Source organism: Microbacterium sp. (assembly GCF_052099035.1).
Taxonomy (GTDB): domain Bacteria; phylum Actinomycetota; class Actinomycetes; order Actinomycetales; family Microbacteriaceae; genus Microbacterium.
The window spans coordinates 13,195-29,723 of record NZ_JBQDSX010000006.1 but is presented as its reverse complement, the minus strand read 5'-3'; the positions used below and the strand labels follow the sequence as shown (position 1 = coordinate 29,723).

The 16,529-nt window shown below is 67.7% G+C and carries 18 protein-coding genes; 12 read left to right on the top strand and 6 right to left on the bottom strand.

Annotation, left to right across the window (positions count from 1 at the left end; all coding sequences use genetic code 11):
• The first annotated feature begins 2 nt into the window (after window positions 1-2).
• Window positions 3-632: a TetR/AcrR family transcriptional regulator gene (locus ACTIAO_RS03180; RefSeq protein WP_441904819.1), complete on the top strand. Its 630-nt coding sequence runs from the start codon at window positions 3-5 to the stop codon at window positions 630-632.
• A gap of 73 nt (window positions 633-705) precedes the next feature.
• Here ACTIAO_RS03180 and ACTIAO_RS03175 read toward each other — a convergent pair whose 3' ends face one another.
• Both ACTIAO_RS03175 and ACTIAO_RS03170 read right to left on the bottom strand, forming a co-directional pair.
• Window positions 706-1,683, bottom strand: a complete 978-nt coding sequence (locus ACTIAO_RS03175; protein WP_441904818.1) for an o-succinylbenzoate synthase — start codon at window positions 1,681-1,683, stop codon at window positions 706-708.
• A 37-nt stretch (window positions 1,684-1,720) separates the two neighbouring features.
• The gene (locus tag ACTIAO_RS03170) at window positions 1,721-2,797 is read right to left on the bottom strand and encodes a GNAT family N-acetyltransferase (protein WP_441904817.1); all 1,077 of its coding nucleotides are present in this window, start codon (window positions 2,795-2,797) and stop codon (window positions 1,721-1,723) included.
• Between the two features lie 77 nt (window positions 2,798-2,874).
• Between ACTIAO_RS03170 and ACTIAO_RS03165 the strand changes: the two genes are divergently transcribed.
• Complete coding sequence (locus ACTIAO_RS03165; protein ID WP_441904816.1) at window positions 2,875-3,207, top strand: PadR family transcriptional regulator; 333 nt, start codon at window positions 2,875-2,877, stop codon at window positions 3,205-3,207.
• 1 nt (window position 3,208) lies between these two features.
• On the top strand, window positions 3,209-4,225 hold the full coding sequence (locus tag ACTIAO_RS03160; protein ID WP_441904815.1) for a permease prefix domain 1-containing protein: 1,017 nt from the start codon (window positions 3,209-3,211) through the stop codon (window positions 4,223-4,225).
• Window positions 4,226-4,240: 15 nt separating this feature from the next.
• Here ACTIAO_RS03160 and ACTIAO_RS03155 read toward each other — a convergent pair whose 3' ends face one another.
• The gene (locus tag ACTIAO_RS03155; protein WP_441904814.1) at window positions 4,241-4,951 is read right to left on the bottom strand and encodes a peptidylprolyl isomerase; all 711 of its coding nucleotides are present in this window, start codon (window positions 4,949-4,951) and stop codon (window positions 4,241-4,243) included.
• Between the two features lie 63 nt (window positions 4,952-5,014).
• On the opposite strand from ACTIAO_RS03155, the gene ACTIAO_RS03150 reads away from it, so the two are divergent.
• From ACTIAO_RS03150 to ACTIAO_RS03115, 8 genes are all read left to right on the top strand, one after another.
• Window positions 5,015-5,914 (top strand): 1,4-dihydroxy-2-naphthoyl-CoA synthase, encoded by a 900-nt coding sequence (locus ACTIAO_RS03150; RefSeq protein WP_441904813.1) that lies wholly within the window; start codon window positions 5,015-5,017, stop codon window positions 5,912-5,914.
• A gap of 6 nt (window positions 5,915-5,920) precedes the next feature.
• Window positions 5,921-7,057 (top strand): AMP-binding protein, encoded by a 1,137-nt coding sequence (locus ACTIAO_RS03145; RefSeq protein WP_441904812.1) that lies wholly within the window; start codon window positions 5,921-5,923, stop codon window positions 7,055-7,057.
• Window positions 7,058-7,168: 111 nt separating this feature from the next.
• The gene (locus tag ACTIAO_RS03140) at window positions 7,169-7,960 is read left to right on the top strand and encodes a class I SAM-dependent methyltransferase (protein WP_441904811.1); all 792 of its coding nucleotides are present in this window, start codon (window positions 7,169-7,171) and stop codon (window positions 7,958-7,960) included.
• Window positions 7,961-8,024: 64 nt separating this feature from the next.
• Window positions 8,025-9,227: a sensor histidine kinase gene (locus ACTIAO_RS03135; RefSeq protein ID WP_441904810.1), complete on the top strand. Its 1,203-nt coding sequence runs from the start codon at window positions 8,025-8,027 to the stop codon at window positions 9,225-9,227.
• Window positions 9,224-9,859, top strand: a complete 636-nt coding sequence (locus tag ACTIAO_RS03130; RefSeq protein ID WP_441904809.1) for a response regulator — start codon at window positions 9,224-9,226, stop codon at window positions 9,857-9,859. The genes ACTIAO_RS03135 and ACTIAO_RS03130 overlap by 4 nt, the downstream gene beginning before the upstream one ends.
• Before the next feature lie 201 nt (window positions 9,860-10,060).
• Window positions 10,061-10,840: an ABC transporter ATP-binding protein gene (locus ACTIAO_RS03125; protein ID WP_441904808.1), complete on the top strand. Its 780-nt coding sequence runs from the start codon at window positions 10,061-10,063 to the stop codon at window positions 10,838-10,840.
• Window positions 10,837-12,297 (top strand): FtsX-like permease family protein, encoded by a 1,461-nt coding sequence (locus ACTIAO_RS03120; RefSeq protein ID WP_441904807.1) that lies wholly within the window; start codon window positions 10,837-10,839, stop codon window positions 12,295-12,297. The genes ACTIAO_RS03125 and ACTIAO_RS03120 overlap by 4 nt, the downstream gene beginning before the upstream one ends.
• Before the next feature lie 32 nt (window positions 12,298-12,329).
• Entirely contained in the window at window positions 12,330-13,004 is a 675-nt protein-coding gene (locus ACTIAO_RS03115) for a 2-phosphosulfolactate phosphatase (protein WP_441904806.1), read from the top strand.
• Window positions 13,005-13,103: 99 nt separating this feature from the next.
• On the opposite strand, the gene ACTIAO_RS03110 is transcribed toward ACTIAO_RS03115, so the two are convergent.
• The 3 genes from ACTIAO_RS03110 to ACTIAO_RS03100 all read right to left on the bottom strand — a co-directional run bounded on the left by ACTIAO_RS03110 (window position 13,104) and on the right by ACTIAO_RS03100 (window position 15,096).
• A complete protein-coding gene (locus tag ACTIAO_RS03110; protein WP_441904805.1) occupies window positions 13,104-13,592 on the bottom strand; it encodes a SprT-like domain-containing protein in 489 nt (162 codons plus the stop codon).
• Between the two features lie 39 nt (window positions 13,593-13,631).
• Window positions 13,632-14,159, bottom strand: coding sequence for a hypothetical protein (locus tag ACTIAO_RS03105; protein ID WP_441904804.1), 528 nt, complete (start codon window positions 14,157-14,159; stop codon window positions 13,632-13,634).
• A gap of 76 nt (window positions 14,160-14,235) precedes the next feature.
• Window positions 14,236-15,096 (bottom strand): spermidine synthase, encoded by an 861-nt coding sequence (locus ACTIAO_RS03100; protein WP_441904803.1) that lies wholly within the window; start codon window positions 15,094-15,096, stop codon window positions 14,236-14,238.
• A 136-nt stretch (window positions 15,097-15,232) separates the two neighbouring features.
• Here ACTIAO_RS03100 and ACTIAO_RS03095 point away from each other — a divergent pair, with 136 nt between their 5' ends.
• Window positions 15,233-16,519, top strand: a complete 1,287-nt coding sequence (locus ACTIAO_RS03095) for a sugar ABC transporter substrate-binding protein (protein ID WP_441904802.1) — start codon at window positions 15,233-15,235, stop codon at window positions 16,517-16,519.
• Window positions 16,520-16,529 lie beyond the last annotated feature (10 nt).

Sequence of the window (16,529 nt, the reverse complement as noted above, 5' to 3'; positions counted from 1 at the left end):
CGATGACGATTCCTGTGACCAGACGCCGCGAGAACACGCGGGCGCGCCTCCTCGACGCAGCCGCGCAGGTCTTCGCCGAGGTCGGGCTCGAGGGCGCGAGCGTCGAGGCGATCTGCGAGCGCGCCGGCTTCACGCGCGGAGCGTTCTACTCGAACTTCGAGTCTAAGGACGAGCTCTTCCTCGAGCTCGCGTCGTCCGTGGCCGAGCAGCGGCTGGCATCGGTGCGCAGCCGCATCGATGAGTTCGTCGCATCAGGAGTGCTCGGCGGGGATGCCGACCCGATCGAACTCGTGCAGAAGGTCATGGACTCCGGGGTCGACGATCGCCTGAGCGTCCTGATGATGAGTGAGATCCGCATCAGGGCGCTGCGCGATGAGACCTTCGGCAAGGCTTATCTCGCACAGGATCGCGCGATGACGGCGAGTATCGAAGGCATCATCCAGGGAATCGTCGACTCGGGAGTGTTCGCCCTGCGCGTCGATGTCGCCGTGGCCGCGCAGATGCTGATGGTCCAGTGGGAGGGGTGCATGTCCCGCGCCGCCGTGTCGGGATGGGACGGAGACAGGCTGCACCGCGCCGGCGCCGAGGCGCTCGGTCAGCTCGTCGAGTTGATCATCGCGCCGGTTGAGTAACCGCGAGAATTGCTTTGCCGTGCGAAACTCGCGCTGGCAACACGATTCTCATCGCGTAGGACAATTCTCGCGGTCAGGATGCGTCGAGCAGCGCGTGACAGCGGCGCAGACGGTCGAGCCACCAGTCGTGCCGCTCGTCGGATGCCGCGAGCCGGTCGAGCCGTGCCGCAGCCGGTGTCACCCGGCCGACGGGGATCGCGCCTTCGCTCGGTGAAAGGTCGGCGACGTCCTCGACGAACAGCGCCCCCGTGCCGAGGCCGCAGTCGAAGTCGAGCTGGGGGAGGGCTGCGGCGAGGGCCGCGCCCTGGCTGAGGCCGACCGCGGTGTCGAGGGCGCTGGAGACGACAGCCGGAAGCCCGGCCTCGGCGACGATCTCGAGCGCTCGCCGGATGCCGCCCAGCGGCTGCGCCTTGATGACGATGAGGTCGGCAGCTCCCGCGCGAGCAACGGCGATCGGATCCTCGGCCTTGCGGATGCTCTCATCGGCCGCGATCGGGATGCCCATGTACTTCACGCGTGCGCGCAGTTCGGCGAGTTCGTCGACGGTCGCGCACGGCTGCTCGGCGTATTCGAGGTCGAACTCGGCGAAGGCGTGCAGGGCGCGCTCGGCCTCATCGACGTTCCAGGCGGCGTTGGCATCGACGCGGATCCGCCCTTCCGGGCCCAGCGCGTCGCGCACGGCTCGTACGCGCGCGACGTCGTCGGCGAGGTGCTGCCCCGGGTCTGCGACCTTGATCTTGGCGGTCCGGCATCCGGGAAAGCGGGCGAGGATCTCGGGCAAGCGTGCGGCCTCGACCGCAGGCACGGTGGCATTCACCGGGATGCTCTCGCGCATCAGCGCGGGTGGCGCATTCCAGGCGTAGTCGAGGGATGCTGCGAGCCAGACGGATGCCTCAGCATCCGCATATTCGACGAACGGCGAGAACTCTGCCCACCCCTGCGGCCCCTCGAACAGCAGCGCCTCGCGGGTCGTGACCCCGCGGAAGCGCGTCGTCATCGGCAGCGCGACTACGCGTGCCGTCTGCAGTATCTCGTCCAGTCCCGGCGTCATGTCCTCATTCTGCCTCGTGACGCGCCGTAACCCCGGTTCAGGTCGCGATTTCGGTCGCTGTGGCGCTCTCAGAGCGACCGAAATCGCGACCTGAACGGCGTTGCACGTGCTTCTGGAACTCGGCCAGGTGCTCGAACGGGGCGAAGCCCAGGGCGCGGTTGATGTCGAGCATGTGCGTGTTGACGCCGGCGTTGTACGTGTAGACCGAGCGGGTGCTGGCCGCATGCTGCTGCAGCATCCGCAGGTTCGCGATCTTTACGGCGATTCCGAGGCGGTGCCCACGGGCCTCGCGTCGCACGAGCGTGCCCCACTGGTACGCGTTGCCGTCGTCCCCGGAGACCACGAGCTGCGTGTAGGCGACGACGCGGCCGGTGGCATCCACCGCCGCTGTGCCGTAGCTGCGCCGATTCTGCCGGGCCAGGAGTGCCTCGTTCTCGCGCACCTCGCTGACATCGACTGATGTGGGCTCGATGTCGAGGTCCCCGATGGGGGCCTCGGTCTCGAGCGCGGCATCCAGCTCCGCCCACTCGCGGACGAGCGCCTTCGGGACGCTGCCGATCCAGGACCTCAGCGCATACTCCCCGCGATGGGCGGATGCTTCGCGTTCGAGATCGTCGAGCAGCTCGGTGTCGACCGGCAGGCGCAGACGGCTCTGCACGTCGCCGAGTGCCAGTGCGTAGCCGTGGCGTCGGGCGAATTCCCGACCAGGGATGCCGTCGCCGTCGTCGCCGGCCGCATACGGCCAGGATGCGCTGGAGGTGAGGATGCTGCGCCCCGCGGCCTGCGCGGCCGTTTCGAGCGCGCTGAGCACCGCTGTTCCGGCGCCGCGCCGACGAAGGCTCGGTGCGACGTGCACACCGAGAGCTGCGGTGCGCATATTGTCTCGCTGCGGCAGAGCGAGTCGCGCGCTGGCCACGATCTCGCCGTCGATACGAGCGAGGTAGGCGCGACGCTCGATCGCCTCGGTGTTCTGTTGCAGCTCGTGCCGTGATTCGTTGCGCGTCCACACCGTCGTGTCGGCTCCGCGATCGGCGCGTTCAGCCGCCGCGTAGATATCCCACCATTGGTCGACCGCGGTGGTGTCGAACGGGTCGATGTGGGTGAGCTCGAGCATTCTGCAACCGTACTCCGCGCTCAGTGCCAGCATTGGCTGGTTGACATTAGTGTGTGACACACAGTAATGTGATCGACATGAACGAAACGCTCGATACGCATCTGCAGGAGCTGCGGCGCGGCACCGTGGTGCTCGCCTGTCTGCAGCTGCTGCGCACTCCGGGGTACGGCTACGGCCTCCTCGAAGACCTCGAGCGTCACGGGTTCGCCACCGACGCGAACACCCTGTATCCGCTGCTTCGTCGGCTCGAGAAGCAGGAATACCTCACGAGCGAGTGGAACACCGAAGAGGCACGGCCTCGCAAGTTCTACCGCACCTCGGACGCGGGCATCCGGCTCGCCGAAACCCTCACCACCGAATGGGCCGCGCTCACGGGCGCCATCGCCTCGCTCGCAGAACAGGAGCACTGACATGACTGCCACGCTGACAGAGCGGTATATCTCCGCCGTCACCAAATCCTTGAACCCGACTGCCCAGGATGACGTTCGGGTCGAGCTCGAAGCATCCATCGCCGACGCCGTCGAGGCGCGTGTCGATCAGGGCGAGGGCCAGATGGATGCTGAGCGCACCGTCCTCACCGACCTCGGCGACCCCGCGGTTCTTGCGGCCGGCTACGCCGACCGTCCGCTGCATCTGATCGGGCCGAAGTACTTCCTCACCTGGTGGCGGCTGCTGAAGCTCCTGCTGTGGATCGTCCCGGTGACCGCTGCGGCAGCCGTGGCGCTGGGGCTGACGGTCTCGAATGCTCCGGTGGGGGAGATCATCGGTCAGACGATCGCCGTGGCGCTCTCCGTGATCGTGCACCTCTGCTTCTGGACCACTCTGGTGTTCTTCATGCTCGAGCGGACCGGTGCCGACACGGGCATGAAATGGTCGGTGGACTCGCTGCCGGAGCCGCAGGAGAGCGGCGTGGGCCGCGGAGACCTCATCGCCTCGCTGGTGTTCCTCGGGATCGTCGCTGCCGCGCTGCTGTGGGACCACTTCGTCGGGTTCGTCGTCTTCGCGACGGGCGATCTCGACGTGAACCGGGGACTGGACGGGCAGACGGGCACGATGTCGCTCCTCAATCCGGAGCTGTGGCCCTGGTGGCTGAGTGGGGCTCTGGCGCTCATCGTGCTCGAAGCAGCGCTCGCGATCGCGGTGTACGCACGACGAGGATGGCGGCCGGGACTTGCTGTGGCGAACACCGTGCTCGCGGTCGTGTTCACCGCCGGTGCGCTGTACCTGCTTGTGACCGGGCAGCTGTTGAACCCGGACTTCCTCGCGTTCGTTGCGGATGCTGGCGGAGAAGGCTTTGCGGCCGGCGACGCCGAGGCGGCCGGTGAGGGCGGCATCTTCCGCATCCTCGCGGTGCTCACCGGAGTGGTCATCATCGGCATCGCGGCCTGGGACATCATCGATGGCTGGCGCAAGACGCGCCGGCAGTAGGTTCGAGCGGCAGTCTCAGTTCGCGGTTACGGACGTGATCTCAACCGGGGTCTTCGGGGCGCCGTCGGCACTGCCGTTATCGGTGCCGGCGGCCGCGATGTCTGCGACGACCTTCGTGCTGGCCTCGTCAAGGTGTCCGAACACGGTGTACGCGGGAGGCAGCTGGCTTTCGGCATAGACGATGAAGAACTGTGAGCCGTTGGTGTCCGCTCCTGCGTTCGCCATCGCGAGCACGCCGGCTTCATAGGTCTCCGTTCCCGACAGCTCGTCGGGGAACGAGTATCCGGGGCCGCCGGTTCCGGTGCCCGTCGGGTCGCCGCACTGCAGCACGAAGATTCCCTGCGTGGTCAGGCGGTGGCACGTGGTTCCATCGAAGTACGCCTGATCTGCCAAGGAGAGGAAGCTGTTCACGGTGCAGGGCGCGGCATCCGCATCCAGCGTCACGGCAAGGTCACCGGCGTTCGTCGCGATCGTGGCGGCCACCTGGCCAGAGGCGGTCGGCTCAGCATCCGGCGCGTCGACCGGCTTCGATGCCGGACGGGAGTCCGTGGGGTAGGTGCAGGTTCCGTCAGCGGCAGGGGCGGATGCCGAGGACGTGGGCTCTGCGCTGGCGTCGGAGTCGGCATCTGAACCCGAGGCGCATCCGGCGAGAGCCAGCGCTGTCACCGCGGTCGCTGCCAGGAGGGCGAGACGAAGACGAGAGGGAATCAGAGGTGAGGTGCGCACCCGTTGATCGTACGTGAGTGTGGTCGCACCAGTCGCGCGCAGCGCGCGGCATAGGCTGGAGCCATGGTCTCCGATCTCTTCGATCCCGCGGAATGGGTGCTCGCACCCGGCGCCGATTCATACACCGACATCACCGCGCACGTCACGCACGACGGTGGCGTCGCCCGCATCGCGTTCAACCGGCCGGAGGTGCGCAACGCCTTCCGTCCGCACACGGTCGACGAGCTGTATCGGGCACTCGACATCGCCCGTCAGGACCCGAAGATCGGCGCGGTACTGCTCACCGGAAACGGGCCGAGCGCGAAGGACGGCGGCTGGGCGTTCTGCTCGGGCGGCGACCAGCGCATCCGCGGGCGGGACGGGTACAAGTACTCCGATTCGACCACCGAGGTGGGCGACCCGGCCCGCGCGGGACGCCTGCACATCCTCGAGGTGCAGCGACTGATCCGGTTCATGCCGAAGGTCGTCATCGCCGTGATTCCCGGGTGGGCCGCCGGCGGCGGACACTCGCTGCACGTGGTCTGCGACCTGTCGATCGCGTCCGCCGAGCACGGCAGATTCAAGCAGACGGATGCTGACGTCGGCAGCTTCGACGCCGGATACGGTTCGGCGTACATGGCGCGCCAGACCGGCCAGAAGATCGCTCGCGAGGTGTTCTTCCTCGCCGAGGAGTACTCCGCGCAGCGCGCCTACGAGATGGGAGCGGTCAACCGTGTGGTGCCGCATGTCGAGCTCGAGCGCGAGGCGCTTTCGATGGCACGGACGGTGCTGACGAAGTCCCCCACGGCGATCCGGATGCTGAAGTTCGCCTTCAACGCGGCTGACGACGGGATGGTCGGCCAGCAAGTGTTCGCCGGTGAAGCCACCCGCCTCGCCTACGGCACGGATGAGGCCGTGGAGGGGCGCGACTCGTTCCTCGAGAAGCGGGACCCGGACTGGTCGTCGTTCCCGTACCACTATTGATCTGCCATGGCTGAGCTCATCACCACCACCGCAGACGACGCGGCCCAGCTGCAGCACGACCTCGAGCGTGCTCTCGACGGGGGCCCGGCGCTCGGGCTCGGGATGCTGGGGGAGCAGCCGTCCGAGGTCGAAGACGGCACGGCCGTGGTGATCGGTACCTCTGGCTCGACCGGAATCCCCAAGCGTGTCGTGCTCAGTGCTGAAGCGCTGCGGGCAGGAGCCGAGGCGACGGCGAACAGGATCGGTTCGGGGCGGTGGCTTCTTGCCCTGCCCGCGGGCTACGTCGCGGGGCTGCAGGTGCTGGTCCGCTCGATCGTTTCCGGTACGACCCCGGTCGTGCTCGATGGGGGCTTCTCACCGCGGGTATTCGCCGAGGCGACGCTCCCGATGATCGGGGCTGAGCCCCTGTTCACCTCGCTCGTCCCCGCGCAGATCTCGACGTTGCTGGATGCAGCCGATGACACGGCCGTTCTCGCCGCGCTCCAGGCCTATGCGGCGATCCTCGTCGGCGGGCAGGCGCTGCCGCAACCGGTGCGAGACCGCGCGGCAGAGCTCGGTGTGCGTCTCGTGCGCACCTACGGCTCGACCGAGACGAGCGGCGGATGCGTGTACGACGGCATCCCGCTCGACACGGTCGCCGCCCGCATCGTGGATGGCCAGCTGCAGATCGCGGGTCCCATGCTTGCCGACGGCTATCTGGAGGACCCGGACCTCACCGCGCGCACGTTCACGAGGGATGAGCACGGCATCCGCTGGTACCGCACCGGTGATCTCGGCATCGTCGAGGACGGGGTCGTCCGGGTGCACGGCCGCGCCGACAACGTGATCGTCTCCGGTGGCATAAACATCTCGCTCGACCGGGTCGAACGGATCGTCCGGGGCATTCCGGGGCTCACCTCGGCGGTGGTCGTCGGCGTCGACGATGAGCGGTGGGGCGAAGCATCCGTCATCGTCGCTGTGCGCGGCGAAGCGCTGCGCCGGAGCGACTCCGAACAGCTCGAGCGGGCGCGGGCGGCAGTGGCGCACGAGATCGGCAAGCCCGCGCGACCGGCCCGCCTGATCCTTGTCGATGAGCTGGCCACTCTGTCTTCGGGCAAACCCGACCGCGAGGCCATCCGCCGCGTCGTCGCCGACGTGAGGTGACCCCGCGCTCGGGGCGCGGGATGCTTTTCGCGGCTGTGGGCGCGTTTTCCGGCGTGTTTTCCAGCCCGCGCTCGGGGCGAAGGCCCACCCCATCACGTGGGACGATGAAGAATGGCCACATATACCCACGGACACCACGAGTCGGTGCTGCGCTCGCACAACAACCGCACGATCGCGAACTCCGCGGAGTACCTGCGTCCGCATCTCACCCCTGACGCGAGCCTGCTCGACGTCGGCGCGGGCCCGGGAACGATCACCGTGGACCTTGCCGCGCACGTCGCGCATGTCACCGCGACTGAGATCGGCGAGTCCGAACTGGCACTGTCGCAGACGCTCGCCGCCGAACGCGGTCTGAGCAACATCGACTTCGGCGTCGAAGACGCACACGCGCTGAGCTTCCCCGACGCTTCTTTCGACATCGTCCACGCGCATCAGGTGCTCCAGCACGTCGCCGATCCCGTGCAGGCACTGCGCGAGATGCGCCGCGTCACCAAGCCCGGTGGCATAGTCGCGGCCCGCGATGCCGACTACGCCGGATTCTTCTGGTTCCCTCTGCTGCCCGAACTCGACGAGTGGCTGCGCCTGTACCGCGAGGCCGCACGAGCGAACGGAGGCGAACCGGATGCCGGACGGCGCTTGCTCTCCTGGGCGCGGGCCGCCGGGTTCGAGGAGGTCACGGCGACGGCATCCACGTGGTGTTATGCGACGCCGGAAGAGCGCGCATGGTGGGGCGGCATGTGGGCCGACCGCATTCTCGAATCCGCGCTCGCGCGTCAGCTGGTCGACTCCGCGATGGCGAGTCGTGCGGACCTCCTGCGCATCAGCGACGCATGGCGCGCGTGGGCGGATGACGGCGACGGCTGGTTCCTCCTGCCGCACGGCGAGATCCTCGCGCGCGCTTGAAGCGGGCTTCGGAATACATCTCCAGGCGGATGCCGCGGCCAGCGCGCTCGCGTAGCGTGAAAGCGTGACCCGTCCACTGTCTCGCGCCTCCCTCGTCCTCGACATCGTCGGGGCGTTCGTGCTGTTCGCGTTGGCGGTTCCCGTTTCCCTGGTGTTCTACGCTCCGAACAACCTGAGTACGATCGCCGAGGAGCCGGTATCGATCACCGTCGTCGTCGTCGCGGGGCTGCTGCAGTTCGGTGCCGTCGCGATCGGCAGGCTCGCGCCGGGTGTCGCGTTGGGAGTTGTTTGGGTCGGCGCACTCGTACAGATGGCGGCGGGACTGGGGCCTTTACCGATCAATATGGCAATCCTCGGTGTCCTCTACGCCACGGCCGCGTGGGGCGCGACGCGGACCTTCTGGGCAGGCTTGGCCTCCGTTCTTGTCGGTGGGGTCGTCGCCAGCGCGTACATGGTCTTCGCGAACGGCTTGCTGGCAGGGGTGAGCGCACTCAGTACCGCCGTCAATATCGTGCTGTTCAGCATCATTGGCGTCCTGGTTCTCGGAGCGCCGTGGCTGGGCGGTTTCGGATGGCGGATGGTCTTGCGCTGGCGGACGACGCGGGCGGCACAGGCGCTGGCCGAGGTCACAGCGGCCGAAGAGCAGGAGCGCGTGCGCATCGCCCGCGACATGCACGACGTCGTCGCGCACTCACTTGCCGTGATCGTCGCGCAGTCCGATGGTGCGCGGTACGCCGCGGCATCCTCACCGGAGATCGCGATCGAGACGCTGGGTACGGTTTCGCAGACGGCGCGCGCCGCGCTGTCGGACGTGCGGATGCTGCTCTCCCAACTGCGGCACCGGCAGGGCGACGGCCCGCAGCCGACGATCGCCGACCTCGAGCAGCTCTTCGAGCATGTGCGACAGGCGGGGCTCGAACCCCGCATCACGGTCGACCCCGTTCCGCCGGGGGAACCGCCCGCGGCCGTGCAGCTCGCGGTGTACCGCGTGCTGCAGGAAGCACTCACGAACGCGATCCGGCACGGCTCGGGAGGCATCGTCGATGTGCACCTGGCGTGGATGCCGGACCGTGTGGAGCTCGAAGTGCGCAATCCCACCGGGGCTTCAGCGGCAAGCGGGTCCGTCGGGCACGGCCTGGTCGGCATGCGCGAGCGGGCGCAGTTGATCGGCGGGTCACTGACCGCCGCGCGAGAAGGGCAGGAATTCGTGGTCCGTGGCACACTCCCCATTGGGAACGGGTCGTCTGTTTCGGGGGGCGTGGCATGATCCGGGTGCTGCTGGTGGATGATCAGTCGCTGTTCCGTGCAGGCATCCGAATGCTCGTAGGATCCCAACCCGATATGGAGATCGTCGGCGAAGCAGGCAACGGTCAGGCGGCGCTGGATGCCGTCGCCGCGCACCGGCCCGACGTCGTGCTGATGGACATCCGGATGCCGGTGATGGACGGGCTGACGGCGACGGGGCACCTGCTCGAACAGACCGATCCGCCGAAAGTCGTCATGCTCACGACGTTTGATCTCGACGAGGCGGCGGCACGGGCGATCCGACAGGGCGCGAGCGGGTTCCTGCTCAAGGACGCCGATCCGGAGTTCCTGCTCGCAGCCATCCGCACCGTGCACTCCGGGTCGAGTGTGATCGCAGCATCCGCCACTCGTGAGCTGTTCGCGCACTTCACACCCGACACCCGGCCCGTGCCGGACTCGTTCGCCTCTCTCACCGAGCGCGAGCAGGAGATCTTCGCGCTCGCAGCCCGCGGGCTCTCGAACGCCGAGATCGCCGGGCGGGAATACCTCAGCGAGGCGACCGTCAAGACGCACATCAGCCGCATACTCAGCAAGCTCGCCCTGCGTGACCGCGTGCAGCTGGTCGTCTTCGCCTTCGAACACGGCCTGAACTGACGCGCCCGCGCCCGCACTCACGCTCGCACGTGTCCCGATCTGCGGACGGTGTCACGTTTGCCGGAGCTTTTTGCCGAATTCGTCAGCAGATCGGGACACCGTCCGCTATCTGTGACAGGGGTGAGGATCATCCTTCGGATGTAGGCGGATGCTTCGGACGGGCGATGTGGCCATGTGCAGCGCCGAATTAGCGTCGTAGGTATGGAGATCACGACCACCGACCTCGGGCTCGCCGCCCGCGTTCAGCATCTGACCAAGACCTACGGTGCCGGTGACGGCGCTGTGAATGCGCTCGAAGACATCAGCGTCGGCATTCGCCGCGGACAGTTCACCGCCATCATGGGGCCATCCGGCTCGGGCAAGTCCACCCTCATGCACATCATGGCGGGGCTGGATGCTCCGACAGAGGGCCACGCGTGGATCGGCGACACCGACATCACCGGCCTCGGCGACCTCGAGCTCACGATCCTGCGCCGGCGCCGCGTCGGATTCATCTTCCAGGCGTTCAACCTGGTGCCGACGCTCGACGCGCTGGGGAACATCCTGCTGCCGTTCGATCTCGACGGCCGTCGCCCGAGCGCGATCGAGCGGGCACGCATCGACGGGCTCGTCGAGCGGCTCGGGCTCGCGACCAGGCTGAAGCATCGTCCGCATGAGCTCTCGGGCGGTCAGCAGCAGCGTGTCGCCATCGCCCGTGCGCTGGCCACTGCCCCCGACCTCGTGTTCGCCGACGAGCCGACGGGCAACCTCGACTCCCGCAGCGGACGAGAGGTGCTGCAGCTGCTCGCCACTGCAAGTCGTGATCACGGCCAGTCGATCGCGATGGTCACCCACGATGCGATCGCCGCGAGTCATGCTGATCGCGTGCTGTTCCTCGGGGACGGACGCATCGTCGCGGACCACCCGCGTCAGAGTGCGGAGGAGATCGCCGCGTACATGCTCGCCGCCGAGGTCGCTGGGATGCCGGAGGCGGCAGCATGAGCGCCGTCGCGACTTTCGTCCCCGAATCCACTGCCACAGGGCCTCGGTTCGGCTGGTTGCGCGAGCGGGGCATGGGGGCGAGCATCCTGGTCGCAGCGCTGTCATCTGCCTTCGGCGTCGTGCTCGTCGAAGCGACCGCGTACATCGGAGTCATGCTGCGCTCGGACCCGTACATCGGAGACAGCGGCACCCTCGCCGTTGTCGTCGCCATTCTGTCGGTGCTGCTGATCGGCGTCGCGCTGTACGTCGCCGCGATCGTGACGGCGAACACTTTTGCGACGATCGTCGCCGGACGCACGCGGCGCATCGCCCTGATGCGTTTGATCGGGGCGACGGCGCGCTCGCAGCGTGCTGAAGTCGCCGGCCACGGGTTCATCGTCGGGGCGCTCGGCGCTGTGACCGGTGTGATCGTGGGGCTGCTGGTCGCGGCATCCGGCGTGTATCTCGCCGAGCAACTCCTCGCACCCGTGCCGGAGTTCACGCTGGCGCAGCCGACGATTCTGATTCCTGCAGTCGGCGTCGCGCTGACGACGTGGGCGGCGGCCTGGATCGGCTCCCGTCGGGTGCTGACGGTGACGCCGCTCCAGGCGATCGCCGGCTCGGTGGAGCGTTCGCACGAGGATGCCGCGTCTCGCCCCGCCCGCCACATCGGTGCTCTGCTCCTGCTGATCCTGGGGGCGGCGCTGCTGGTGTTCGGTGTTCTCGGGGGACTTGTGACACCACTCGGAGTGGTCGTGGCGTTCTTCGGCGGGCTGCTGTCGTTCACCGGGCTCTCACTCTCGGCCGTCCTGGTCATGCCGCCGTTGCTGCGGCTCGTGGGGCGTCTTTTCGGCCGGTCGGCGACGGCGCGGCTCGCTGCGGAGAATGCCCTGCGGTATCCCGAGCGCTCCAGCCGCATGGCGATCGGCGTCGTGATGGGTGTGACCCTCGTGACGATGTTCGCCGTCGCGCTGGAATCGGTGAAGGTTCTGCTGACCAAGGCCGCCGGCGGCGAAGTCGATTTGGAGTTCGCCGCCGTTCTGGACAGCTTCTCCGCGGTCATGATGGTCCTTGTCGGGGTCTCGGCGGTCATTGCCGGGGTCGGACTGGTGAACCTGCTGACGATCGGAGTGGTGCAGCGTCGGCGCGAGCTCGGACTGCTGCGCGCGATCGGTCTGTCCAACGGCCAGGTGCGGCGGGTCATCCTGCTCGAGGCGCTGCACATCACGGTCACCGCGACGGCGGCCGGACTCGTGCTGGGCGTGCTCTACGGCTGGATTGCTGCGCAGTCGTTGCTCGGATCGGTGCAGATGCCGCCCGACTTCGAACAGACGGCCGGGCTGGTCGCACCCGCTGTGCCGTGGGTGCCGGTGGTCGTGATCATCCTCGCGACCGCGGCGCTCACGCTGATCGCCGCGGCAGCACCGACGCGCCTGGCGACACGGGTCGCTCCGGTCGAGGCGCTCGCCGTGGACTGAGGCGACTGCCTCGGCGGTCCTAAGCTGGGCGGATGCCGCATCCGTTCGATCAATCCGCGTACCAGGTCCGCTTCGAGTGGGGCGTCGCGGGACTGCATCGCCTCGCTCCCGCCGACGTGGTGGTCGTCGTCGACGTGCTGCGCTTCTCATCGACGGTGGTGGATGCCGTGGCATCCGGCCATGCGGTACCGCTGGCGGATACCGTGACCTGGTCCCGCAACGGCGCAGCGGTGGCTGATGCCGCGGCGGCCGCGGCATCCGTGGGGGAGGGGGCCGTTCTCATCGGGTCGCTGCGCAACGCCTCAGCGGTGGCTCGCACCGTGCTCGAGATCCAGAACCGTCGTCAGGCGCGCACGTCGGTGAACGTGATCGCCGCGGGCGAGCTGACGGACGCCGGGGATCTCCGCCTCGCCGTCGAAGATCAGCTCGGCGCAGGCACGATCATCGCCGCACTCAGCGACCTCGGACTCGATCACACCTCGCCCGAGGCTGCGGCGGCATGCGAATCCGCGCGCGGGCTGCGCCGGGCTATGCGGCATCTGCTGACGGCATCCGGATCGGCGAAGGAGATCGCGGCGGGAGTCGGAGCGACCGCGAAGATCGAGTCGTCCGGACTCGTGCCGACGGCACCGGCAGCGGCCGCGGAGGTCGACGCGACCGATGTCGTGCCGGTGCTCGAAGGTGGAGAATTCGTCGCGTTTGCGTGAGCGGGTTTCGGTGCGTGTGAGGAGGTTTCGACTCGCTGCGCTCGCTCAACCCGTTTCGTCTCGCTCCGCTCGCTCAACGCCCCGCAGGGGAGGGGAGTCCTAGCGCGGGGTGCGGGCGGCGAGCTTTGCCGTCGGAGTGATTTCGCGGCGGACCCAGCTGAACTCGAACCGCGGATCGAACGACTTGGAGCATTTGGCACACGATGTCGTGCGGCTGGGGCGGCGATGACGATAGGTGATGTGTCCGGCAGGACACGTGCCGACCCAGGGGGCGAGCTCTTCTGCCGTCTCACCGTGATGCGTGGTGCCGCCGACGTAGCCGAGCTCGCGGGCGATGCCTTTCCACTTCACGCCGTGCGCGGCGCGGTGCCCGGCAAGAGCGTGCGCGACCTCATGCAGCAGCACCTGGTGGATGTCGTCATCTTCGAACCGGGCAGCGAGGTAGCGCGACACGGTGATCCGCTTCGCGCGGAAGTCGCACTGACCGGCCCGCCGCTTCGCGTTGTCGAAGCCGAACGACCACGACTCGTCGAGGTGCATCTGGATCAGCGCCTCGCCCCACACGCGCACACGGTTCAGATCCGCCATTCGCTCAGAATAGAGCACACCGGTGACATTCGGTGTGGCTCAGCCGACGACGAGCTGTCCGCTTCGACGACGCTCGGCGGATTCGATCGCGAGCAGAACCACTTCCAGTTCTGAATCGGCAGCTCCCGACTCACGGCGGAGGAAAAGCTCCTGCTTGAAGCTCTGGCGTGCGAGATCGAAGTCGCCGGCTTCGAAGGCGTTGCGGCCCTGATGCTGATGCGCGAACGCGGCGATCCCACCCCAGCCCTGACCCTCGGCTTCGGTGATGCACGTCGTCAGCTCCTGCTCGGCGGCCGCGTGCGCGCCGCGATACTGCAGGATCGTCGCGTGCAGGACCCGCGAGCGCAGCACGTCCTTGCGCGTTCCGGCCATGCGCGCAAGGCGCACGGTTTCTTCGGCGAGAGCCATCGCGTCATCGAGACTGTCGAGCACTTTCAGCAGCCACACTCGCTCGAGCATGGCCGGCAGGCTCCGCTGCTGTTCGATCTCGATGAGCCGTTCCGCGCATTCGATGCGGTCGACCTGCTCACGAAGAGTCTCTGAGTCGTAACCCTTGATGTAACCCATGTGCTCTCCTCTCGCGCACCCTCAGTCTGCCTGGGGCCCGTCAAGAAGAGCGCTCGGCACGCCCCGTAGTCCGATTTCAGCGCAGGAAGATCGACGCATCGGGCTTGGGGGATGCCACAGCATCCGCATCTGTCACGATCCGAGCCCCCTGAGCGAACGCGTCGACCTCGGCTCCCTGGGCGATCTTCGCCGGATGGGGGCCGGCCGCCAGCATCCGGGGCAACCATTCGGTCGGCAGGGGAGATGCGGATGCCGCGATGACGAGGTTGCCGAACCGGCGGCCCTTGAGCACCTGCGTATCGGCCAGCAGCGCAACCTCAGGCAGGATATGCGCGACGGTTGCGATTTGGCGCCGGGCGAACGCGAGCCCAGGACCGTCGGCGACGTTCACCAGCAGCACACCGGTGGGTGCGAGCAGGGTCGACAGCTCGCGGTAGAACTCGACGCTGGTGAGGTGGGCCGGCGTCTGCGCACCGGAGTACACGTCGGACACGACGAGATCGCAGGCGCCGATGAGGGCGCCCGGCAGCTTCGAAACGCCCGCGCGGGCATCGCCGATCCGGATGCGGATGGATGCTCCGCGCGGCAGCGGGAGATGTTCGCGGACCAGAGCGGCCAGGGGAGCCTCGAGCTCGATCACCTGCTGCCGCGACCCGGGCCGCGTTGCTTCGATATAGCGAGGGATGGTGAGTGCGCCTGCGCCCAGGTGCACGGCGGTGAGCGGGCCGGCGGGCAGCTGGTCGATCACCGCCCCCATGCGCACGATGTACTCGAAGTGCAGGTGGGTCGGATCATCGAGGTCGACATGCGACTGCGGAGTGCCGTCGACGACGAGCTCGAACCCCGAGGTGAACTCGGACGGAGTGATGCTCGCTGTGCCGCCGTGATCGAGGCGAGTGACCGGATGTTCGGCGTCTCGAGCGCGTGTTCTTCCCACGTGATCGAGCCTACGTTACAGCTGTGTGACGATCATCGACTCAACTTGCGTCGAATTTGTTAGTGATGAATACTTTTCCGGAGTCGGCGTGCAAACTTTGTGGCCGAAGGCAGTTTTCAATGAGGAGATTCACCAGATGAAGAAGCGCATTCTTCCGATCGTGGCGCTCGGCGTCACGGCGGCACTGGGCCTTGCCGGCTGCGCCGGCGACACCGGCAACGGCGGAGCAGACGGCGAGGGGGAGACCCTGAACGTCTGGATCATGAAGGGCACCAACCCCGACGCCTCGGCCTTCTACGACGAGGTCTCCGCGGCCTTCGAAGAAGAGACCGGCGCCAAGGTCGAGATCGAAGAGGTCCAGTGGGCCGACGCGCACGACCGCTTCGTGACCTCGATCGCCGGTGGCACGACCCCCGACGTCGCCGAGACCGGCACGACGTGGACGGCTGAGTTCGCCGACGCAGGCGCACTCCTCCCGCTCAACGACTACGTCGACGCCGAAGCCGGCCTCCGCGATGATCTCGTCGAGGGCCTCGAGGTCGCAGGCACCTACGACGGCGAGCTCTACGGCATGCCCTGGTACGCGGGCGTTCGCGCGATGGTCTACCGCACGGACATCTTCGAGGAGCTGGGTCTTGAGGCCCCGAAGACCTGGGACGACATCGTCACCGCGGGTGAGGCCATTAAGGCAGCACACCCCGAGATGATGGCATTCCCGGTTCCCGGTGACGCCGAGTTCCAGGTGTACCCCTGGGTCTGGGGTGCCGGTGGCGAGATCGCCACTGAAGACGGCGGCGAGTGGACCAGCGAGCTGGACAGCGCCGCGTCGCAGGAAGGCATCCAGTTCTACACCGACCTCGCGACCGAGCACGGCTTCTCCTCCGCAGGTGCCACCACCTGGAAGGAGACCGACCTCAGTGACGCGTTCTCGCAGGGCAACGTCGGCATGATGCTCTCGGGCTCATGGACTCCGGCATCCCTCATCGAGGCGAACCCCGACCTCGAGGGCAAGATCGGCGCCGCGGTCATCCCGGGCAAGGACGGCGGAATCGCCCCGTCCGTTCTCGGCGGATCGCACCTGTCGATCTTCAACAACACGAAGAACCCGGACCTCGCGTGGGAGTTCACGAAGATGATGACCACGGGCAAGTTCGCTGAGGAGTGGGCGGCGCAGACCGGCTACTTCCCGGGCGTCGCCTCGGCGATGGAAGAGGCGCTCGCCTCGACCGACCCGCTGGTCGCACCGTTCGCAGAGCAGATGGTCGAGGGCGGCGCGTCCGTTCCGGTCACCCCGAACTTCGGCGCCGTCCAGGCGAAGAAGACCACCAACGCGATGATGCAGTCGATCCTCAGCGGGCAGAAGGACGTCGCCACCTCGACGAAGGATGCCGCAGCCGAGATGACCGAGCTGCTCAACAAATAAGACTGGGTAA